This is a genomic window from Hymenobacter sp. IS2118 (assembly GCF_000715495.1).
In the GTDB taxonomy this organism is placed as follows: domain Bacteria; phylum Bacteroidota; class Bacteroidia; order Cytophagales; family Hymenobacteraceae; genus Hymenobacter.
Genome location: NZ_JNLX01000024.1, coordinates 1 through 17,839 on the forward strand (window position 1 = coordinate 1; position 17,839 = coordinate 17,839).

Annotated in this window: 20 protein-coding genes; 5 read left to right on the top strand and 15 right to left on the bottom strand. The window is 61.2% G+C overall.

Annotation, left to right across the window (positions count from 1 at the left end; genetic code table 11):
- The first annotated feature begins 130 nt into the window (after positions 1 to 130).
- Positions 131 to 550, top strand: a complete 420-nt coding sequence (locus GM79_RS01145; RefSeq protein ID WP_035557891.1) for a hypothetical protein — start codon at positions 131 to 133, stop codon at positions 548 to 550.
- Positions 551 to 648: 98 nt separating this feature from the next.
- Here the strand turns inward: GM79_RS01145 and GM79_RS01150 are convergent, their stop codons facing one another.
- On the bottom strand, positions 649 to 1,347 hold the full coding sequence (locus tag GM79_RS01150) for an outer membrane beta-barrel protein (protein WP_035557894.1): 699 nt from the start codon (positions 1,345 to 1,347) through the stop codon (positions 649 to 651).
- 497 nt (positions 1,348 to 1,844) lie between these two features.
- Here GM79_RS01150 and GM79_RS01155 point away from each other — a divergent pair, with 497 nt between their 5' ends.
- The 3 genes from GM79_RS01155 to GM79_RS01165 all read left to right on the top strand — a co-directional run bounded on the left by GM79_RS01155 (position 1,845) and on the right by GM79_RS01165 (position 4,700).
- Positions 1,845 to 2,558 carry a hypothetical protein gene (locus tag GM79_RS01155; RefSeq protein WP_051718348.1) on the top strand — a complete coding sequence of 238 codons (714 nt, stop codon included), beginning with the start codon at positions 1,845 to 1,847 and terminating at the stop codon, positions 2,556 to 2,558.
- A gap of 93 nt (positions 2,559 to 2,651) precedes the next feature.
- On the top strand, positions 2,652 to 3,800 hold the full coding sequence (locus GM79_RS01160; RefSeq protein ID WP_051718349.1) for a sensor histidine kinase: 1,149 nt from the start codon (positions 2,652 to 2,654) through the stop codon (positions 3,798 to 3,800).
- Positions 3,801 to 3,902: 102 nt separating this feature from the next.
- The gene (locus GM79_RS01165) at positions 3,903 to 4,700 is read left to right on the top strand and encodes a LytR/AlgR family response regulator transcription factor (RefSeq protein ID WP_035557897.1); all 798 of its coding nucleotides are present in this window, start codon (positions 3,903 to 3,905) and stop codon (positions 4,698 to 4,700) included.
- A 105-nt stretch (positions 4,701 to 4,805) separates the two neighbouring features.
- On the opposite strand, the gene GM79_RS01170 is transcribed toward GM79_RS01165, so the two are convergent.
- Genes GM79_RS01170 through GM79_RS01190 form a run of 5 tightly spaced genes read right to left on the bottom strand, consistent with a single transcriptional unit; the run spans position 4,806 to position 8,658 of the window.
- Positions 4,806 to 5,390: a Uma2 family endonuclease gene (locus tag GM79_RS01170; RefSeq protein WP_035557900.1), complete on the bottom strand. Its 585-nt coding sequence runs from the start codon at positions 5,388 to 5,390 to the stop codon at positions 4,806 to 4,808.
- Between the two features lie 37 nt (positions 5,391 to 5,427).
- Entirely contained in the window at positions 5,428 to 6,261 is an 834-nt protein-coding gene (locus tag GM79_RS01175) for a LytR/AlgR family response regulator transcription factor (RefSeq protein WP_035557904.1), read from the bottom strand.
- On the bottom strand, positions 6,258 to 7,283 hold the full coding sequence (locus tag GM79_RS01180) for a sensor histidine kinase (protein ID WP_035557908.1): 1,026 nt from the start codon (positions 7,281 to 7,283) through the stop codon (positions 6,258 to 6,260). Before GM79_RS01180 ends, GM79_RS01175 begins: the two co-directional genes overlap by 4 nt.
- Before the next feature lie 30 nt (positions 7,284 to 7,313).
- Positions 7,314 to 8,168 carry a hypothetical protein gene (locus GM79_RS01185; protein WP_051718350.1) on the bottom strand — a complete coding sequence of 285 codons (855 nt, stop codon included), beginning with the start codon at positions 8,166 to 8,168 and terminating at the stop codon, positions 7,314 to 7,316.
- A 43-nt stretch (positions 8,169 to 8,211) separates the two neighbouring features.
- On the bottom strand, positions 8,212 to 8,658 hold the full coding sequence (locus tag GM79_RS01190) for an ABA4-like family protein (RefSeq protein ID WP_035557911.1): 447 nt from the start codon (positions 8,656 to 8,658) through the stop codon (positions 8,212 to 8,214).
- Between the two features lie 288 nt (positions 8,659 to 8,946).
- On the opposite strand from GM79_RS01190, the gene GM79_RS01195 reads away from it, so the two are divergent.
- Positions 8,947 to 9,648 carry a hypothetical protein gene (locus tag GM79_RS01195; protein WP_152559768.1) on the top strand — a complete coding sequence of 234 codons (702 nt, stop codon included), beginning with the start codon at positions 8,947 to 8,949 and terminating at the stop codon, positions 9,646 to 9,648.
- A 72-nt stretch (positions 9,649 to 9,720) separates the two neighbouring features.
- On the opposite strand, the gene GM79_RS01200 is transcribed toward GM79_RS01195, so the two are convergent.
- From GM79_RS01200 to menB, 9 genes are all read right to left on the bottom strand, one after another.
- The gene (locus tag GM79_RS01200; protein ID WP_035557918.1) at positions 9,721 to 10,824 is read right to left on the bottom strand and encodes an AMP-binding protein; all 1,104 of its coding nucleotides are present in this window, start codon (positions 10,822 to 10,824) and stop codon (positions 9,721 to 9,723) included.
- Between the two features lie 192 nt (positions 10,825 to 11,016).
- Positions 11,017 to 11,532, bottom strand: coding sequence for a hypothetical protein (locus tag GM79_RS22590; protein WP_051718351.1), 516 nt, complete (start codon positions 11,530 to 11,532; stop codon positions 11,017 to 11,019).
- Positions 11,533 to 11,752: 220 nt separating this feature from the next.
- Positions 11,753 to 13,504, bottom strand: coding sequence for a DUF885 domain-containing protein (locus GM79_RS01210; protein WP_035557922.1), 1,752 nt, complete (start codon positions 13,502 to 13,504; stop codon positions 11,753 to 11,755).
- 60 nt (positions 13,505 to 13,564) lie between these two features.
- Positions 13,565 to 14,014, bottom strand: a complete 450-nt coding sequence (locus tag GM79_RS01215; protein ID WP_035557925.1) for a hypothetical protein — start codon at positions 14,012 to 14,014, stop codon at positions 13,565 to 13,567.
- 38 nt (positions 14,015 to 14,052) lie between these two features.
- On the bottom strand, positions 14,053 to 14,430 hold the full coding sequence (locus GM79_RS01220; RefSeq protein ID WP_200875568.1) for a DUF6370 family protein: 378 nt from the start codon (positions 14,428 to 14,430) through the stop codon (positions 14,053 to 14,055).
- A 351-nt stretch (positions 14,431 to 14,781) separates the two neighbouring features.
- Complete coding sequence (locus GM79_RS01225; RefSeq protein WP_035557927.1) at positions 14,782 to 15,381, bottom strand: hypothetical protein; 600 nt, start codon at positions 15,379 to 15,381, stop codon at positions 14,782 to 14,784.
- 49 nt (positions 15,382 to 15,430) lie between these two features.
- Positions 15,431 to 15,946, bottom strand: coding sequence for a DUF6155 family protein (locus GM79_RS01230; protein ID WP_035557930.1), 516 nt, complete (start codon positions 15,944 to 15,946; stop codon positions 15,431 to 15,433).
- Between the two features lie 256 nt (positions 15,947 to 16,202).
- Positions 16,203 to 16,790, bottom strand: a complete 588-nt coding sequence (locus tag GM79_RS01235) for a hypothetical protein (RefSeq protein ID WP_035557933.1) — start codon at positions 16,788 to 16,790, stop codon at positions 16,203 to 16,205.
- 205 nt (positions 16,791 to 16,995) lie between these two features.
- Positions 16,996 to 17,820: a 1,4-dihydroxy-2-naphthoyl-CoA synthase gene (gene menB, locus GM79_RS01240; RefSeq protein WP_035557935.1), complete on the bottom strand. Its 825-nt coding sequence runs from the start codon at positions 17,818 to 17,820 to the stop codon at positions 16,996 to 16,998.
- Positions 17,821 to 17,839 lie beyond the last annotated feature (19 nt).

The window sequence follows — 17,839 nt, forward strand, 5'->3', positions numbered from 1 at the left end:
CCACGCCGCCCTGCGCCAGCGCCTGCTGCTGGCCGAAGCCGAGGGCCTGGAAGCACTGGCCGGTTTGGGGTAAAGCCGGCTATATTGCCGTATATTTTAATCACCTTCTTTCCCCCAAACCCCAAACCCCATGGCCATTGATGTAACCCTCTTGCTGACCCGCGCCGACTGCGACGCCGTGACGGAGACCTTCGACCAGCGCCTGCGCCTACTCGACAACCGCGAAGCGAATTTTGGCTATCAGAGCGAGGTGGGCACCGCCCGCGCCACCGACCTCACCGACGAGCTGCGGGGCCTCAACTCCCGCGTGCCGTTCCTGACCACCTACCTGGCCACCCTCACCGCCGGCACCACCGAGCACACCACCACCACCGACGAGCTGCGTAAGAAAACCGACCGCCGCGACGAGCTGCTCTCCCGCCAGGCCAAAGTGGGCGGCGTGCCGGCCGTGCTCCGCCAAAGCGAGCTGAAAGAGGCCCAGCGCCGCAGCGCCTCCATCGAAGAAGACAAGGCCCTGGTGGTGGCCCGCCGCGCCACCCTGTCTGCCTAGCCTGGCCGAGGCCCGCAAAGCCGGCCCCCACGCAAAGAGGCCGCCCCACACCGGGGCGGCCTCTTTTTTTATCTTTTTTTATAGGAAACGCGGCCCGGCTACTTGCCAAACCGGTAGCGCAGCCCCAGCGCCGCACTGCCCGTGAGGCCGCCCAGGTGGCTGGAGTAGCTGGGCGAAGTCAGGTTGCGGTTGGCGGTGAGGTCGAAGTTGAGGTCGAGGCGGGGCGCGAGGCGGTAGCGCAGGCCCAGGCCGGCCGTCAGCAGCAGGTCGTTGTAGGCACTGCGCTGGTCGACGGGCGTGGTTTGGAAGGTGCCGGACCGGTCGTCGCCCTGAAAACCCCGGTAGCGGTAGCTATTGTGGAGCAGGGTGAAGCCGCCCAAGGCGTCGAATTGCAGGCGGCGGGCGGGCTGGCGCGTGAGGGTGTAGCGGGCCAGCGCCGAAACGGAGGCGGTGCGAAGGGTCCGGGTAATATCGAACTGCTGATTTACGGGCGCGCCGGTGTTGCCATCGACAGATGCCTGGCTAAAGGCCAGCCTATTGGTGCGGCCGCTGTAGGCCACGCCCAGCTCCAGGGCCAGGCGCGGGCGCAGCTGGTAGCCCGCCGTGAGCTGCAAGGGCACCGGCAAGCTGCCATCGCCCTTGCGCCAGCTATTCGCGTTCTGGTAGTAGCTGGTGTAGGCCGCCAGGCCCACGTAGAAGCGGGGGGCGGCGGCAGTGGTAGCCGGCACGGTTTGGGCGTGGCCCAGTAGGGGAGCAGCCAGCAGCAGCGCGCCGGGCAGAAGTCGGAGGAGGAGCATTGAAAGAGAGGGTTAGAAGGGGGATGGGTAACGTAGCCAGGAGCCGCTTGCTGCCGCCAGGGTTGCAGGCGCGGGGCGCGTTGGGGAGTAACTGCAATCGTGTTCTACTGCGCCTGTCATGCTGAGCTGGTCGAAGCATCTCTACCGCCTCGTTGTACGGTGCGGTAGAGATGCTTCGACCAGCTCAGCATGAAAGCCCCCCTCAATTATGGTTTTAAGTACGCTTGCTTTTGCCTGAATGCTAAGCGGCGCAGACCGCGCCGGACTGGCCAGCGCGCTTCTGGCGGCCCGGCCGGCGCGGGCCAACGCCCGAAAACAGCCCGCCCCGGTGGTCCGGGCCAGCCGACGGTTCATCCGCCTCATCCGACGCTTCGGGTACTTAAAATTTCGGGGGCCGGGGCCAGCTGCCACCTTTGAATCATCAACCACGGCAAGCACCGCCGCGGCAACTGATACCCACGCTTTCAGCCCCATTTCTCACTTTTTTCTTTCCTGTTATGAAAAAGCACCTCCTTCTCCTCGCCCTCGTTGCCACCTCGTTTTCGGCCGCCGCGCAGTCTGGTACGGTGGCTTCGGCCGCCCGGCCGGTGGCTGCTCCCGTTGCTGCTCCCGCCGGCTACTCCGAGATGATGGCCGCCACCATTGCCGAAGTGCTGAGCACCGGCGACCCCGCCCAGCTCCAGCAGCTGGCCAATAAGTTTGACCGGGCCGGCACCGTAGCCCCCGCCGACTGGCACCCCGCCTACTACAAAGCCTACGCCCTGCTCATCAACTGCTTCCAAAGCAAGGCCGATGGCGACGCCAAAGACAAAACCCTCGACCAGGCCGAAGCCGCCCTGGCCCGCGCCCGCCAGCTGGGCGGCGAGGCGTCCGAGGTGCTCGTGCTCCAGGCCTACATCCACCAGGCCCGGCTGGGTATTTCGCCCATGATGCGCTCGATGAAGTACGCCGGCCTGGTGAACGAAGCCCTGGCCGAAGCCAAAAAGCTGAACCCCGCCAACCCCCGCATCTACCTGGTGCAGGCCAACAACCTCTACTACACGCCCAAAATGTTTGGCGGCGGGGCCGACGTGGCCCGGCCCGTGTACGAAGAAGGCAAAACCCGCTTCGCCGCCTACAAGCCCGCCACCGCGCTGGCTCCCAACTGGGGCGAGCGCCAGCTGCTGGGCCGCCTGAAACAGTACGACGCGCCCGCCACGGCCGCCAAGTAGGGCCGCCCGCCGGCCGCCAGTCCAACCTCCGGGGGCCGAAGCGCAGCCAGCACTTCGGACCCTTTCTTCCTAGCTTTAGCCCCTCATTCCGCCATGTCGCCCGCCGTGCCCGCTGCTCCCCAAGTTCCTGATTCCGCGCCCGAGGCCGCGCCCTTTGCTGCCGAGCTGCAGCCACTGGCTGGGCGCTACCTGCCCCGGTCTTCGTGGCAAAGCGTGTTGAAAGCGGCCCGCATTATGCTGGTGCTGTCGCTCGTTATCAGCGTGCTGGTGAACCCCAACGCCCTGCGCAGCTGGTCGGCCTTTGCCCTCACCTACGCCTACACGCTCATGTACAGCATGGGCCTGTGGCTCACCAACGGCTTCGTGGTGGAGTGGCTGAACCGCCGCTACACCTGGACGGTGCAGCCCGGCCGGCGCCTGCTGCTCACGCTGGGCGTGTCGCTGGGCGGCTCCCTGCTGGTTATTCTGCTGATGAATGCCGTGATGCTGCTGCTGCGCGGCCGGCCGGTGAGCCAGCTTTTCTCCGCCGATATGTACTGGCCGCTCATGCTGCCGCTCGTCATCACGGTCATCATCTCGCTGTTCAACCACAGCCGGGCCTTTTTTTACCAGTGGCGCGAAGCCGCCGTGCGCGCCGAGCGCCTCGAAAAAGAAACCGCCGTGGCCCGCCTCGACAGCCTGCGCCGGCAGGTCGACCCGCACTTTCTGTTCAATTCCCTCAACGCCCTCACCAGCCTGGTGGAGGAAAACGACCCGCCGCGCGCCGTGCGCTTCATCCGCCAGCTCAGCCAGGTGTACCGCTACGTGCTCGACAGCGAAAGCCAGGAGCTGGTGCCGCTGGCCGCCGAGCTGAAGTTTGCCGAAAGCTATTTGTTCCTGCAAAAAACCCGTCTGGGCGATGCCCTGGCCGTGGAAATGGCCCTGGCTCCGGCTGCCGTAGCGCCCTACTTCGTGCCCCCGCTGGCCCTGCAGCTGCTCCTCGAAAACGTCATCAAGCACAACACCGCCTTCCAAACCGACCCCCTGCGCGTGCACGTGACCCTGGACGTGGACGCGGCCACGCTCACGGTGCGCAACACCCGGCGGCCGCGTCGCCTCGCGCCGGGCGAGTCGTCGGGCCTGGGCCTGAAAAACCTGGCCGCCCGCTACGCCTTCCTCAGCAGCAAGCCCCTCCTCATCAGCGAAGAAAACGGGGAGTTCGTGGTAACCCTGCCGCTGCTGACTTTTCAAATTAAAAATTAAAAATGAAGAATTAAAAATGAGCTTTGCAATTCGTAGCAGTGGCCCTTTCTTGGTTCGGATGGGCTTTTTTAATTTTTAATTCCTAATTTTTAATTGACAAAAATGCTCCGCGCCCTAATTGTTGAAGACGAACCCCTGGCCGCCCGCCGCCTCGCCGATATGCTGGCCCGCCAGCCCGAACCGGTGCAGGTGCTGGGCACCGCCGAAGCCGTGCGCCAGGCCGTGCAGCTGCTCGAAACCGGCCCCGCGCCCGACGTGCTGTTTCTGGATATTCACCTGGCCGATGGCCTGAGCTTCGAGATTTTCGAGCAAACCGAAGTGCGCTGCCCGGTCATTTTCACCACCGCCTACGACCAGTACGCCCTGCAAGCCTTCAAGGTGAACAGCGTGGACTACCTGCTCAAGCCCATCGACGAGGACGAGCTGACCGCCGCCCTGCACAAGCTGCGCCAGCGCCTGCCCGCCGCCCTACCGCCCGCTGCTCCCGCTCCCGCCTTCGACCCGCAGCTGCTGGCCCAGCTCGTGCAGCAGATGCAGCAGGCGCCGCCCGCCGCCAGCTACAAAACCCAGTTCGTGGTGCGCGTGGGCGAACACCTGAAAGTGGTGCCTGTGGACCAGATTGCCTACTTCTTCAGCCTCGAAAAAGCCACCTTCCTGCAAACCATTGAGAGCCGCAAATTCGTGGTCGACTACACCATGGACCAGCTCGAAACCCTGCTCGACCCGCGCCGCTTCTTCCGCCTCAACCGCGCCTACCTAGCCCAGCAAACCGCCATCCACGACATCATCCACTACACCAATTCGCGTCTGCAAACCGTGCTCAAACCCACCGCCCCCGACGCCCAGGTGCTGGTAAGCCGCGAAAAGGTACAAGTATTCAAAAGCTGGCTGGATAGGTAAAAACAGTGAGCAGTTAACAATTGCCAATGAACAATTAGCGGTTAATTGCTCATTGATAATTGCTCATTGATAATTGCTCATTGATAATTGCTCATTGATAATTGCTCACTTAATCCGCAGGCGGCGTAGCTCCAGGGTGAAGCCGGGCAGGACCGGGCCGGCCACCAGCTCCTGGTCGAAGCCCACGATGGGGCGCACGGGCTGGCCGGGCTCGAAAATATAGACCGATTCGGTGCCGGGCGCGATGAGCCAGCCGAGGCGGGCGCCGGCTTCGAGCCAGTGCTCCATTTTGCGCATGGTGTCGGTGAGGCGGTCGGTGGGCGAGAGCAGCTCCACCACAAAATCGGGGCAGATGCGGGCAAAGCCGCGTCGGTCTTCCGGGCTCAGCGCCGCCCAATTTGCCTGAGAAATCCAGCTGGCATCGGGCGAGAGCATGGCCCCGGTATTCAAGTAAAAGCCGGCCGAGGAATCGAAGACGATGCCGTTTGCGTGCTGCCGATTCCAGTGCGACAACTGGTAGTTTAATTCGCTGTTGGTAGCACCGGTTTCGGAATTTTTGGGGGGCATGATGGTGATTTGGTGGGCGGCGTCGCGCTCGATGCGCTGGTCGCGGTTGTCCAGGCAAAACTGGTAGAACTCCGCATCGCTGAGGCGTTCGAGCACGGGGCTTTTGAGCGTGATAGCAATCATAGCATTCGGGGATTAGACCAACAAGATACGCGAAAAGCTACCCTTCCAGCCAGGCCCGCACGGCTGCCGTTTTTTCGCGGCTCACCAATACTTCTTCTTTGGCGGCGGGGTGCAGCTCCACGGCCATTTTGCCGCTGAAATAGGGTTGCAGGCGCCGCACGGCCGACAGTTGGGCAATTACCTGGCGGTTGAGACGCTGGAAAACGGCGGGGTCGAGCAAGGCGTCGAGCTGTTCCAGGGTGTAATCGACCACGAAGCGGCGGCCATCGGCGGCTACGAGCGTGGTGCTGCCGTTGCGGCTCTGGAACCACGCTGCTTCGGCCGCGGGCAGGGGCAGCAGCTGCTCGCCCTGGCGCACCAGAAAACGGCTCTTGTACGGCCGGCCGGGGCGGGGCAGGGCGTCGAGCAGGCGCTCCATAGAGGAATTAAAAATTGAAAATGAAGAATTAAAAATGTCTGTTTCCGTCTCCCGGCTCATTTTTAATTCTTCATTTTCAATTTTTAATTCCCGCCCGCCCGGCCACTGGCGCAGCTTGGCTAAGGCGGCCTGCAGCTCGGCCAGCTTCACTGGTTTCAGCAGGTAGGCCACGCTGTTGGCCTCAAACGCCCGGATGGCGTAGGCATCGTAAGCTGTGGTGAAAACAACCGGACTGGGCACCACCGCCTGCTCCCACACTTCCAGACTCAGGCCATCAGCTAGTTGAATGTCGCTGAGAATGAGGTCGGGTGCGGGGTTGGTGGCCAGCCAGGCCAGGGCGCCGGCCACGGTATCGAGCACGGCCCGCACCTGGGCGCCGGGCGCGGCCTGGGCCAGCAGGCGCTGTAGGCGCTCGGCGGCGGGGTACTCGTCTTCCAGCAGCAGTACGTTCATGGCAAAAGGGGCGCAAGCAAGGGGATTTTTACGGTAAACCGCTCGCTCGCTTCGAGGATTTCGACCCCGGTGCCGGCGCCGAGCAGCTCGTAGCGCCGGCGCACATTGGCCAGGCCCGTGCCCGTGCCCGGCACAAGACCCGCCGCGCGGGACCGCCGCGTGTTGGCCACGGTGAGCGATTCGGCGGCGAGGTCGGTGGCAATGCGCAAGTGGAGCGGGTGCTGGCGCGAGGCCACGTTGTGCTTCAGCGCATTCTCGACCAGCAGCTGCACGCTGAGCGGTGCCACGCAACGGGCCAGCGCGGCGGGGGCCACCACTATTTCCACCACCAGGTTTTCGCGAAATCGGGTTTTATGCAGCGATAAATAGGTTTCCACGAAGGCCAGCTCCTCGGCCAGCGGCACGGTGGCCTGGCCCTGGGCCCGCAGCACGTAGCGGTACACGTCGGCCAGCTGCTCCACAAACTGCTGGGCCGGCACGTTGCCGGGCTCGATGAGGGCCGAGAGCGTATTGAGGTTATTGAACAGAAAGTGCGGGTCGAGCTGGCTTTGCAGGGCCGTGAGCTGGGCCTGCGTGCTGGCGCGGGCCAGCTGCTCGGCGCGCTGCAGGTTGGCTTTCCACTGCTCAAAAAAGTGGCGGCTTTCGTAAATGAGCTGCACCACCAAAGTAGGCACCATGTTCAGGGCCAGCTCTTGCCAAAACTGGTCGGCGCGGAGGTGCTTTTGGTAAAATAGCCACCGCACGCCCTCGCCCAGCAGCAGCGTGGCCACGGCCCCGATGGTCAGGCTGCCCACGCCCAGCCGCCACAGCCGGGGGGCCGTCTGCCCCACGCTGGGGAACCGGCGAATCAGGGCGAACCACAACGCCCGGTTGCTCAGCCAGAAAAGGGTGGTGTAGAACAACGAAATCAGCCAGCCAACGACGAGGGCGGACAGCACCAGCGGCTCGCCCACGCCGCGCATGAACAGGGCCAGCGTGGCAATAATGGGGATGCCAAAAAGCAGGAGGCGGCGCTCGTTCATGCCAACACGTTATCAAACCAAAAGGCTAATTTACCTAGCCCAGAGCGGCACGCCCGCCACGGCCTGCGCAAACAGCGTCCCCACCAGGCCGGCGTAGGCCAGGGCGCCCAGGCTGGTGAGCAGTACGGCGCGGCGCGGCACCGCGCGGCTCAGCCACCAGCCCAGCAGCGGCACCACTTGCAAGGCGTGCAGGCCCAGAAAATGCGCTACGCGCAAGTCGCCGGCCCGCGTGCTCCAGCCAAGGCCGGGCAGGCCGGGGCCGCCGTCGGGGGCGCCCACAGTGTGCTGGTTGAGGCCTATCATCATGCCGCCCAGTACGCTGCCCACCAGAAACAAGAGCAGCCCCAGGCGCACGCCCCACACGTAGCCCGCGCTGCCGTGGGGCCGGTGCCGCCACACCAGGTACACGGCCCAGGCGGTGAGCACGGTATTCAGCATGATAAAGATGCCCATCAACCCGAACAGGATGCCGTCGAGGGCCGTCGCATTGTTGTAGTGCGAGGTGGTGCCGCGCCCGGCCTGCACGAAAATTGCGGCCTGCTCCAACACCATGCTCACCGCGATGCCCGCGCTCAGCCGGCGCACGGCGCGCTGGGCGGCGGCGGGCAGGTCGGCCAGCAGCCAGCCCAGCGTCCAGACGAAGGCAATGACCGAAAGGCAGAACTTGAGGGGCTTCAGCCATACCAGGGCGCCGGTTACCTGGCGTTGGTCGAAGGGTAGCAGCGCCAGGGCCAGCAGCAGCAGCGCCACGTTCAGCCAGCCCGTCCACGACAGCGCCGGGTTGGCGCGGTGCAGCACGCGCAGGGCCGCTCGGGCGCGTTGCGGCCAGGAACCGGCCACTGCGACTGGCGTGGCAAAAGAGGCGGCTATCAGCACAGTTTCCATAATTGGGGAAGAAAATGAATGGGAAAAGCGAAGGGAATGGCTATCAGAGCCGGGCGGCGAGCGGGGCCGGCTGCCAGCGCCGCCGCAGGCCACAGTAGAGCAGCAAGCCCAACGGACCCAGCAGGAACGTGGCCGCCAGGCAGGGAATGAGCACCAGGTGGGGCACGCCGCGGCGCTGGGCATCGCGGGTTTCCCAGGCGCCCACGGCCAGGTCGAAGCATAGGTAATGCACCCAGCCGGCCAGCAGCGCCCACGGCTCGCCAAACAGCGCGCCCACTTCCGCCAATGAGCCAAAACCGGCTCCCGCCACCGGGTGCGCCAGGGTCTGGTAGCCAATGAGCACCACGTAGGTTGCCGCCAGCAGCAGGGGCAGGGCGCCGCTCAGCACCACGGCGCGGGTGCCGCGCCAGCGTGGGGCCAGCAGCAGCAGCAGCCAGCCCAGCGCGGCAAGGGGGTTGGCCAGCGAAAAAAGAAAGTCGGGCGTGAGCATGGGCAAGTGTCAGTTAGCAGTGAATAGTTAGCAGTGAACTTACAATTATTCACTGCTAACCGGGTCGTGGTACGTGTTCCAAAAGTAGTTTTCTGCTTGCCCGTTTGCCAGGGGAATAGTAGCGAAGCGGCTATTTGCCCAACTGAACCGGTGGGTGCGCCCAGTGAAGCCGAGCGCAACGGCGCGGTCCCAAAGGCGGGCGGCGGGGTCAAACTTCCGCGTCGCTGCGCCGGTTCTCGCGGGGTCGGGGGCAACGCTGAACTGCTGTTTCTACGTATTCTGCCCATCATGTCATCCCCGATACCAATTTTGGTGGGGTTGCTGCTGCTGGCCCAGGCCGGCGCGGCGGCCCCGCTGCAAGCCCCGGCTCCGGCTGATACCCTGCCGGGCCGCCGGACCGTGTCGCGGCTCGACCACCGTCGGGTAGTGGTGCAGTACGACTCCCGCTACGCTATTCTGAACCGTCATTTTACGACCATCAACGGCTTGAAGCTGGGCGTGGAGTTTAAAAATCGTTTCCGCACCGGAGCTGCCATCTACTTCCTCAGCAGTGGCGTGCCCACCCGGCAGGCCCGCCCCGAAAACGCCGCTCCCGATGCCCTGGCCGAGCTGCGCTTCCGCTACCTGGCCGGCTACGCAGAATACGTGCTGCTCGAAACGCCGCGCTGGGAGCTCAGCAGCAACCTGCAGCTGGGCATGGGCTCGGCTTATGTGCTTTATTCAACGCCGGAAGGCCCTTCTTTCAAAACGCCCCGGGACTTCATGGGCGTGGTCGAACCCTCCGTCACGGCGCACGTGCGCATTTTTCGCTGGGCGGGGGTGGGCGCGGGCGCGGGCTGGCGGCAGCCGGTGCTGGTGGCCCGGCCCATTCAGCGCGAGCTCAACGGCCCGGTTTTTTACGTGCGGGCCAAGCTGTTTCTGGGTGATTTAATTAAAGTGGTCCGGGGCCGGCAGCGGCTGTTCACGCAGGAAGGCCTGCGGCAGGACTGAGTGGTGAACCGTTAGTTTGTCCACGTGCAGTTTATTGGGTCTGCGTAGCAGGCAAAAAAGCCTGGTTTCGGCCTATTTCAGTTCGCGGAGCGTGCCGGCCCGGTCCAGCTTGCCGGTGGCGGTGCTCTTGAATTCGGGCACATAATGCAGCTGCCGGGGCTGCTCGTAACGGCTCAAGCGGGCGGTTAGCAGGGTGTGAAGCTGCGCCGCCACGTCGGGACCAAGCGCCGGGCCTTCGATAAAGGCCGTTACGGCCTGCCCCAGCCGCGCATCGGGCTGGCCGGCCACGAAGCAGCGGCGCGGCTCCCCGATTTCGGCCAAGGCCACGTCGAGCACCAGCTCTACTTTCTCGGCCGGCACCTTCACGCCGCCGGAATTTATCACGAAATCGGCCCGGCCCAGCCACTCAAACGTGTGGGCGTCGAGCAGGCGCACCTGGTCGTTGGTCACGATGAGCTGGTCGTCGGTCACGTCGCCGCGCAGGGTCAGGCAGCCCCGCTCATCCTGCCCCGCCGCAATGCCCGGCAGCACCCGAAAGCTGGGGCTGGCCTGCGGACCATTGAGGCGGCGGAGGGCAATGTGCGAGCAGGTTTCAGTCATGCCGTAGGTCAGCCACACGGCGGGGCTCAGGGGTTGCAGCTCCTGCGTGAGGGTGGCGTCGGCGGGCGCTCCTCCTACCAGCAAGGTCCTCATTTTATTGAGCCGGGCGGCGTGCCCGGCGGCCAGCACCGCTTTCAGCTGCAGGGGCACGAAGGCCGCGAAGTCGAACGCCGCGTCGGCCGCCACCAGCTCGAAGGGGTTGGCCTGCGGCTCCACAATGGTCAGGTGCATGTTGCGTTCCAGCCCGCGCACCAGCATCATCATGCCGCCGATGTACTCGCAGTTCAGGCAAACCAGCGCCCGGTCGCCGGGGCCGAGGTCGAAGAAGTCGCCGGTGCGGGCGGCCGAGGCTTCCAGCTGCCGGCGCCGCAGCACAATAGGCGTGGGCGGCCCCGTGCTGCCCGACGTGGTGAGGGTGAATTCCTGGGTGCCGGTCAGCCACTGCCGCACAAAGTCCAGCACCTTGGCCTCGTAGCCGTTCACCGGCCCGTCGAGCTGCGCCGGGTATTCGCGGATGGCCGCGTAGCTGAACGCACGGCCGTTGAGAAGGAGGGAGGTGGGAAGGGCGCTGCTCATGGGGCAAAGCTAGCGGCCCGGCTGCTTACGTCAAGGGGATGCTTTACCGTTTTATGTGCTGTTAATATGTTTATGAAGTTGTGGCAACTGAGAAACATCCGTTTCAACCAACCACAAAAGCAAAATAATGATTTGTAGTAGCATGCTTAACGTCCAGCCACAATTTTACAAACACAATGTTGGCCGCCGTTTTCACTTCATATGCAGTTCTAATTCCCAGTCTTCTAAATCGTCTATAAATTCCTCTACGTAATATGATTTTATGTATTGTATCACTCTTTCTCTTGCAAATTCAGAGTTGCTAACTTTGTTGTCCTTGAATTCAACAACATTTGTCCAGATTGCAAAACACTGCTCAATAAAACTCGCTCCATCGCTAATGTAATGCTCGTAAGAAATTCCTTCAACAACTTCTGTTTTAATAAACCACTCTGTAAACAACTTGAAATCACTAAAATAGCCTGGGTAAGTCGCTACATAATTCGTCTCCCAACTTTCAAACGTTGAAAGTGCTTTATCATGTTTATATAAGCTGCAAATAAATTTTCCTAATCTTTTGACATTAGGCCAATCAAAATTTTGGGCTGTTTCTTGGTTAATGAAGACACAAGCAGTTTTATAAAATAATTCAGGCTCAATCTTCAACACCTCATAGTATTGTCCGTCAAATTTTTGTTCTATTAATTCGAAGTCAAGTGTTCCATTCACAAGGCAGTAAATGAAATGTCTAACATTTGATTTCTGTCTAATTGATAATACGGACATAAAATGGCGGCTAACATTTCAATTACCGCTACTCAGCGGCCCTGCAAGTAGCGGAAATTCGCCCATAATACGCCACTCGGTAGCCTAAAGCAGCCAAATAGGGTGAGATTACGCAACTGCTACGCTGGGTCAATGCTTTGGCTGCACAGGACATGCCGCTGCTTTACGACTTCTTTCTTTGCTTCAGCTGCTCCCGAATAAATTTATCGGTCATTTTTTCCAGGATGGCCAGCGTGACCGTGCCGTTGGCGAGCACCATGTCGTGAAAAGCCCGCACGTCAAAATCGCCTTTCAGAGCAGTTTCCGCCCGCTTTCGCATCTCCTTGATTTTCAGCTCGCCCATTTTGTAGGCCAGCGCCTGGCCGGGCCACAAAATGTAGCGGTCGACCTCGGTGTTCACCTCGTGCAGCGACAGCGCCGTGTGGTCGGCCAGGTAGCGCACGGCCTGTTCGCGCGTCCAGCCTTTGGTATGGATGCCCACGTCAATTACCAACCGGCAGGCCCGCCACATCTCGTAGGTGAAGCGGCCAAACCGGCTGTACGGGCTTTTATACAGGCCCATTTCGTGCCCCAGGTACTCGCTGTACAAGCCCCAGCCCTCGCCAAAGGCGTTGACGTAGAGGCGCCGCCGGAACTCGGGCAGCGTGGTAAGCTCCTGCGTCAGGGCCTGCTGCAGGTGGTGGCCCGGCACGGCCTCGTGCAGCGTCAGGGCCTCCAGCGTGTAGAGCGTGCGGCTGGGCAGGTTGAAGGTATTTACCCAATACTCGCCGGCCCGCTGGCCCGCTATCGGGGCGCCCGAGTAGCGGCCGGCGGTGTAGTTCGGGGCCAGAAAATCGGGCACCGGCACCACCGTGAACGGCTGGCGCGGCAGCTTGCCAAACAGCGCGGGCAGTTTGCCCTCAATGGTTTTGGCGATGTAGGCCGCTTCCTTCAGCAGCTCGTCGCCGGTTTGGGGGTGGAACTGCGCGTCGGTGCGTAAAAAGTCGATGAACTCCTGAAAGCTGCCCTTGAATTGCACCTCCTGAATCACCTGGTCCATTTCGGCCCGGATGCGGGCCACTTCCTCCAGTCCCAGCTGGTACACCTTCTCCGAGCTCAGATTAGTGGTGGTGTAGTGCCGCACCCGGTCCTCGTAGTACGCCACGCCGTTGGGAAACTGGCTGGCGCCCAGCGTAGCACGGGCTTCTGGCAGGTATTCCCGGTCGAAAAACGCCTTGATTTTTTGGTAGCTGCCTACCACGTCCCGGCTGATTACCACCCTGGCCTCGGCCTGCAGCGCCGCCCAATCCGCGTCAGTAATTGCCGCGGGCTTCCGGGCGAAAGGCTTCCAGAATACCGATTTTTCGGGCGCATCCACCACGTGCTGCGCGTAGCTGGATTCGTAGCGGAGCATAACTTCCCTGGGCTGGCTGATGCCCACCGCCAGGCCGGCCCGCAGCAGCTGCAGGTTTTCCTGCACGTAGCGCGGAATGTCGCGCAGCAGCAAAAGGTATTGCCGGGCGTCTTGTGGGGAGGTGATGGTTGTGTTGCCTCGCGAAGCCAGCCGGGCATGAAAACCCGCATCCGTGAGCAGTGGGTTAAGGTAAGATTTATATTCATAATCCGCCAGCTCGTCCTGCACTTCGTGGCGCAAGAGCTCCAGGTTAATTTCGTCCTGAAACGAAAGCGAAGCTTTGCTGATGGCTTGCAGGCGGGCATCGGTTTTTTTGAAGAAAGCGTACCGCACCGCGTAATCCTGCTCCTGATGGGCGCCCAGCGGGTGGGCGCGGGTGCTGTCGCGCCGCCGCCCCTGCGCCTCAAATGCCCGGATGTCGGCCAGCGCCCCGGCAATATCGCGCTGCACCGCTGGCTGCTGCGCCCGAACGGCGGGCCCAACGAGCGTGAGAACCAAGGCGAACAGGAGCAGAAATTTCATATTTGTTTCTGTGAATTCAAGTGAGAAACCACGCGCATTCGGGCCGCCCGCCATCATATGCTAGCCCAGCAGCCAGCGCTGGTAAGTGGCGGCAGTGGGCGCCAGCCGCCAGCCCAGCGCCACGAGCATGGCCCCGGCAATGGCCAGGTCGAAAGGTTGGTGGGTGAGCACATAAGAGCCCAGCACGGGCAGGGGCACCAGCGCCAACAAGCTGTTGCGCAGAAATATCCGGGCCTGGTAAAACCGCATGTTGCCCTCGGGTGTGCGCCGCAGGTTGGGTTGCATGCGCCGGTAGAAAGCCGCGAGCACCAGCCCCGCCACCAGTAGCAGTGCCACCAGCAGCAGCAGCAGCGGCCAGGTGGCGAGGCGGGGTTCTGACGTAACGCCCACCGCCGTGCGCGGCCCAACCAACAGCACCACGCCGGCCATCACGAGGCCCTGCACCGGGTAGTGCAGCCAGTGCTGCCACCGAAGGCGGCGAATGGCCTGCTGAAACGCGGGATTATCCATTGGGCAAGCAGCAATGTCTGGGGCGGCGGGTGGGTAAATTAGGGTTGGGAAGGGGTGGCCGCTGCGGGCACCGGCACCAGCTCAAAATAGCTCACATTGAACGTGTTGCCCACCATATTGCCCTGCACCCGGGCCTGCCGGATGGCATTGCAAAAGCCGGTGCTGGCGTGGGCATCGCCGTGGGAATCGATGCCCGTACCCGCCACGAAGTAAGCCCGGCCCGCCACGCGCACGGCCAAATCGCAGCCTTTGCCCGGCAGCCCCAGCCGGCACTGCCCGCAGGCGGCGTCTACCAGCAGGGTGTCGGCGGGCGCGGCGGCACTGCTTGCATTCGGCGGAGCCGGCGCACGCTGGGCCAGTGCCGGGGTCGCCGTGGCGAGGCCGATAAGGAGGAGCAAGGGCAGAAGTACTTTCATGAGTTCAGGGAGAGTTGACGGTTCAAGGTACAGCGCAGCGTAGTAAAACGTTTTCCCAGGAGGAAGTTCTAGCTTTCTAAGCTGCCCCAACAAAGACCTGCCGTTACGCATCAACAGGCTGGCGCGCTTCTCCGACGCGTTGCCCATTGGTTTCGAGCCGCTGGCTCGGGTCGTAGGGTACGACTGCACCGTTATTGCACGTCCGAGCCAGCGGCTCGAAGCCGGTGGGCAGCCCGTGGACGCTAGGCACCAGCCTGTTGATGCGTAACAGTAGTGTAAATTGATTAGACCAGATTCCAGCAAAATTCGCTGGCTCGTTACGGCAATTGCCTGCCCTCGGCTCCGAAAATGCTACAACCCGGCTTCCAGCGCGCGCCGCTCGTCCAGCAGGGCCCGTCGGGTTTCGTAGTCGTCGGCCCCCTTCAGCTGCTGCCCGATGCTGACGAAGCGGGCCGCGAAGGCCATAAATTTCGCCGTGCTCTCGAAGTGGCGCAGCCAGTCGGCAAAATCAGCCAGCTCGGGGTCCTGGCTCGAATAGGGCAGCAATTCGGCCAAGTAGGGCATTTCCAGGTTGGAGCCTTCCCACATGCCGCGCGGCACCAGCGGCCGGCCAAAAAACCGGTCAAACAGGTAGGTGTTGCAGCAAAAGGTTTGGGCGGCCTTGCGCTCGGCATCCTTTAGCCGGCCGTTTTTGAACAGCAGAATGGTCCATTCAAAGAGGAAATCGGGGTAGCCGATGTCGTCGCCAAAGTTTTTATCGAACCAGCGGGTATAGCGCAGGCCGCCCGCATAGTCGCCCAGCCGCACATAAAGCTTGGGCGGCAGGTAGCGGTAGCCCCCGCTATCGTCGTAGGCCCCAAAACGGCGTTTTTCGGCGGCCAGTCGGCGTTTTACGCCCGCAATTTGCGCCTGCAGCCGTTCGGCTTGTTTGGGGGTGAGGGGTTTGTTCATCCGGTTTTGGTGGGGTTGCGGGCCGGTGCGGCCGGCCCGGTTGGGCGCCTCAATTTACCGGGTAAAATTCCTCCATCACCTCGGTCAGGTAGTCGTGAAAGCCCCAACCGATGCCGCTCGTGTCGCGCACTATCTGCGCGGTGCGGGCCGCGAACTGGGGCAGCAGCTGCTCCCGCTGCATCAGGGCCAGGGCTTTGGCGTAAACCGTTTCCAGGCTGCTGTAAAATCCCTCGTCGATGTCGCCGTAGGCGTTGGTGAACCGCACGCCCGTTTCCACATACACCAGCAGCAGGTCGGCCACCAATTCCGCCGCTGGCTCCAGCTTCTGGAAGTCGCTGAGGGCCTTTTTGCCTTCGCGCAACCGAAGCTGGTAGCCGCGCTTGGGGAAAAAGGCTTCCACCACCTTGGCGCGGTACTTCTCAAACCGCTCCCGCTCGTTGGGCTGCACGTAGAAATCCAGGTATTCCTGGGCCGCTTTGTTCTTCTTGTACAAGTCGGCAATCAGGGCCACGAGTTGGTCTTTATCCAGCGGTTTTAGCGCTTTTTTCAGGTCGGTTAGTCCCATAAATTAGCGGCGGCAGTGGTGAAGGAGTGGGGTTTGGGAAGGTCTGGGGCTTAGCGTTGTACCGATATGTAGAACCTCGTTAACAAAGTTTAGGAAATGCAACTCTCTACTGGGTGGATTTATCGAAATAGCCGAACCATTTCATGCAGTACACTATCAAAATTGCAGGGTGAAATCTAAGCCGTAACACAATCCTTAATCCTGTAATCATCATTTTTCAGATTGCCAATGTAATGTTGCTTCCTGCCAGATTGCTTTAGGGTTTGACCTCGTAAAGTAGTCCAGAGTCGTGAGCCGTTACAAAAAGGGGCACCTTTGTCCAATTAGCTTTTTGAGTGATAGCCAGTTTTCGAGCTTCTTTGAAAAGCTCTTGTAATCTCAGGATTATTATTAATTCACAAACTTCAAATGCTTCAGTCAAAGCTTCATCTTCCCCTCTGTCGTTCTCTAAATAGTCTCTATAAGCCTCTTGCAACTCCTCTAAGCCACTAATCACCATGCCATCTTCTGACGGTACATCGTAGTCAGCTAACCAATCAAAATCATCAGTTCCTCCCAATTCTGCAAATGCAAATAAATCAACAAACCACAAATCGTAGTTTACAGTAAACCCATTCATTTCGGCAAAAAAGGCTTTAACATCAATTTGCTTCTTTGCAGCTTTGTGAAAAATATCTAAATGTTCGCTCAGTTCTACGGCTAAGTGTTTCAAGTCTTTGCCTATGACTTTGTGAAAATCAGTTTTAGGTAATTCTGATAACTTATCCTCAGCAAGATTAATGGCTTCATCAAGATTATTGTTCGCTACAAGCTCACTTAATGCTTCGTCTAAGTTGAATTCCATGGATGATTGTTATTTTGTGCAAAGCTTTTTATGAGCAAATTAGCATAACATTCAGGCTGCCGCCACTGCAAATTACGCCCGTCGCGGCAACCGGCTCAAATCACGCAGCCGGCGACTATTTCTGCACCTGCAAAAATCAAAAAAGCCCGCCACACTTTTCATCAAAGTACGACGGGCTTTCAATTAGCGGGCGTAATGCCGCCGATTACGGAAACTTAGGAAACTTCGAGAAGTCGGGCTGGCGCTTTTCCATGAAGGCTTCGCGGCCTTCCTTGGCCTCGTCGGAGAGGTAGTAGAGCAGCGTGGCGTTGCCGGCCAGCTCCTGAATGCCGGCCTGCCCGTCGAGCTCGGCGTTGAACGACGACTTGAGCATGCGCAGCGAGAGCGGGCTTTTCTGCAGAATCTTGTGGCACCAGGCCATTGTTGTTTCTTCCAACTGGTCCAGTGGCACTACCTTGTTTACAAGGCCCATGTCGAGGGCTTCCTGGGCGTCGTACTGGTCGCAGAGAAACCAGATTTCGCGGGCTTTTTTCTGGCCCACTACGCGGGCGAGGTAGGAGGCGCCAAAGCCGCCGTCGAACGAGCCCACGTTGGGGCCGGTCTGGCCGAAGCGGGCGTTGTCGGCCGCAATGGTCAGGTCGCACACCACGTGCAGCACGTGGCCGCCGCCAATGGCCCAGCCCGCCACCATAGCCACCACGGGCTTGGGAATGGTGCGGATGATGCGCTGCAGGTCGAGCACGTTGAGGCGGGGCATGGCGTCTTCGCCCACGTAGCCGCCGTGGCCACGCACGCTTTGGTCGCCGCCCGAGCAGAAGGCCCGGCCGCCCTCCCCGGTGAGGATGATGACGCCAACATCCGTGCGGTCGCGGCAGATGTTCATCGCCTCAATCATCTCCTGCACCGTGAGGGGCGTGAAGGCGTTGTGCACCTGCGGCCGGTTGATGCTGATTTTAGCAATGCCGCCGTGCTGCGTGAAGAGAATTTCTCGGAACTCCTTAATCGGGGTCCAGCTGATGGGTTCGGACATGTGGGATGGAATAAATGAA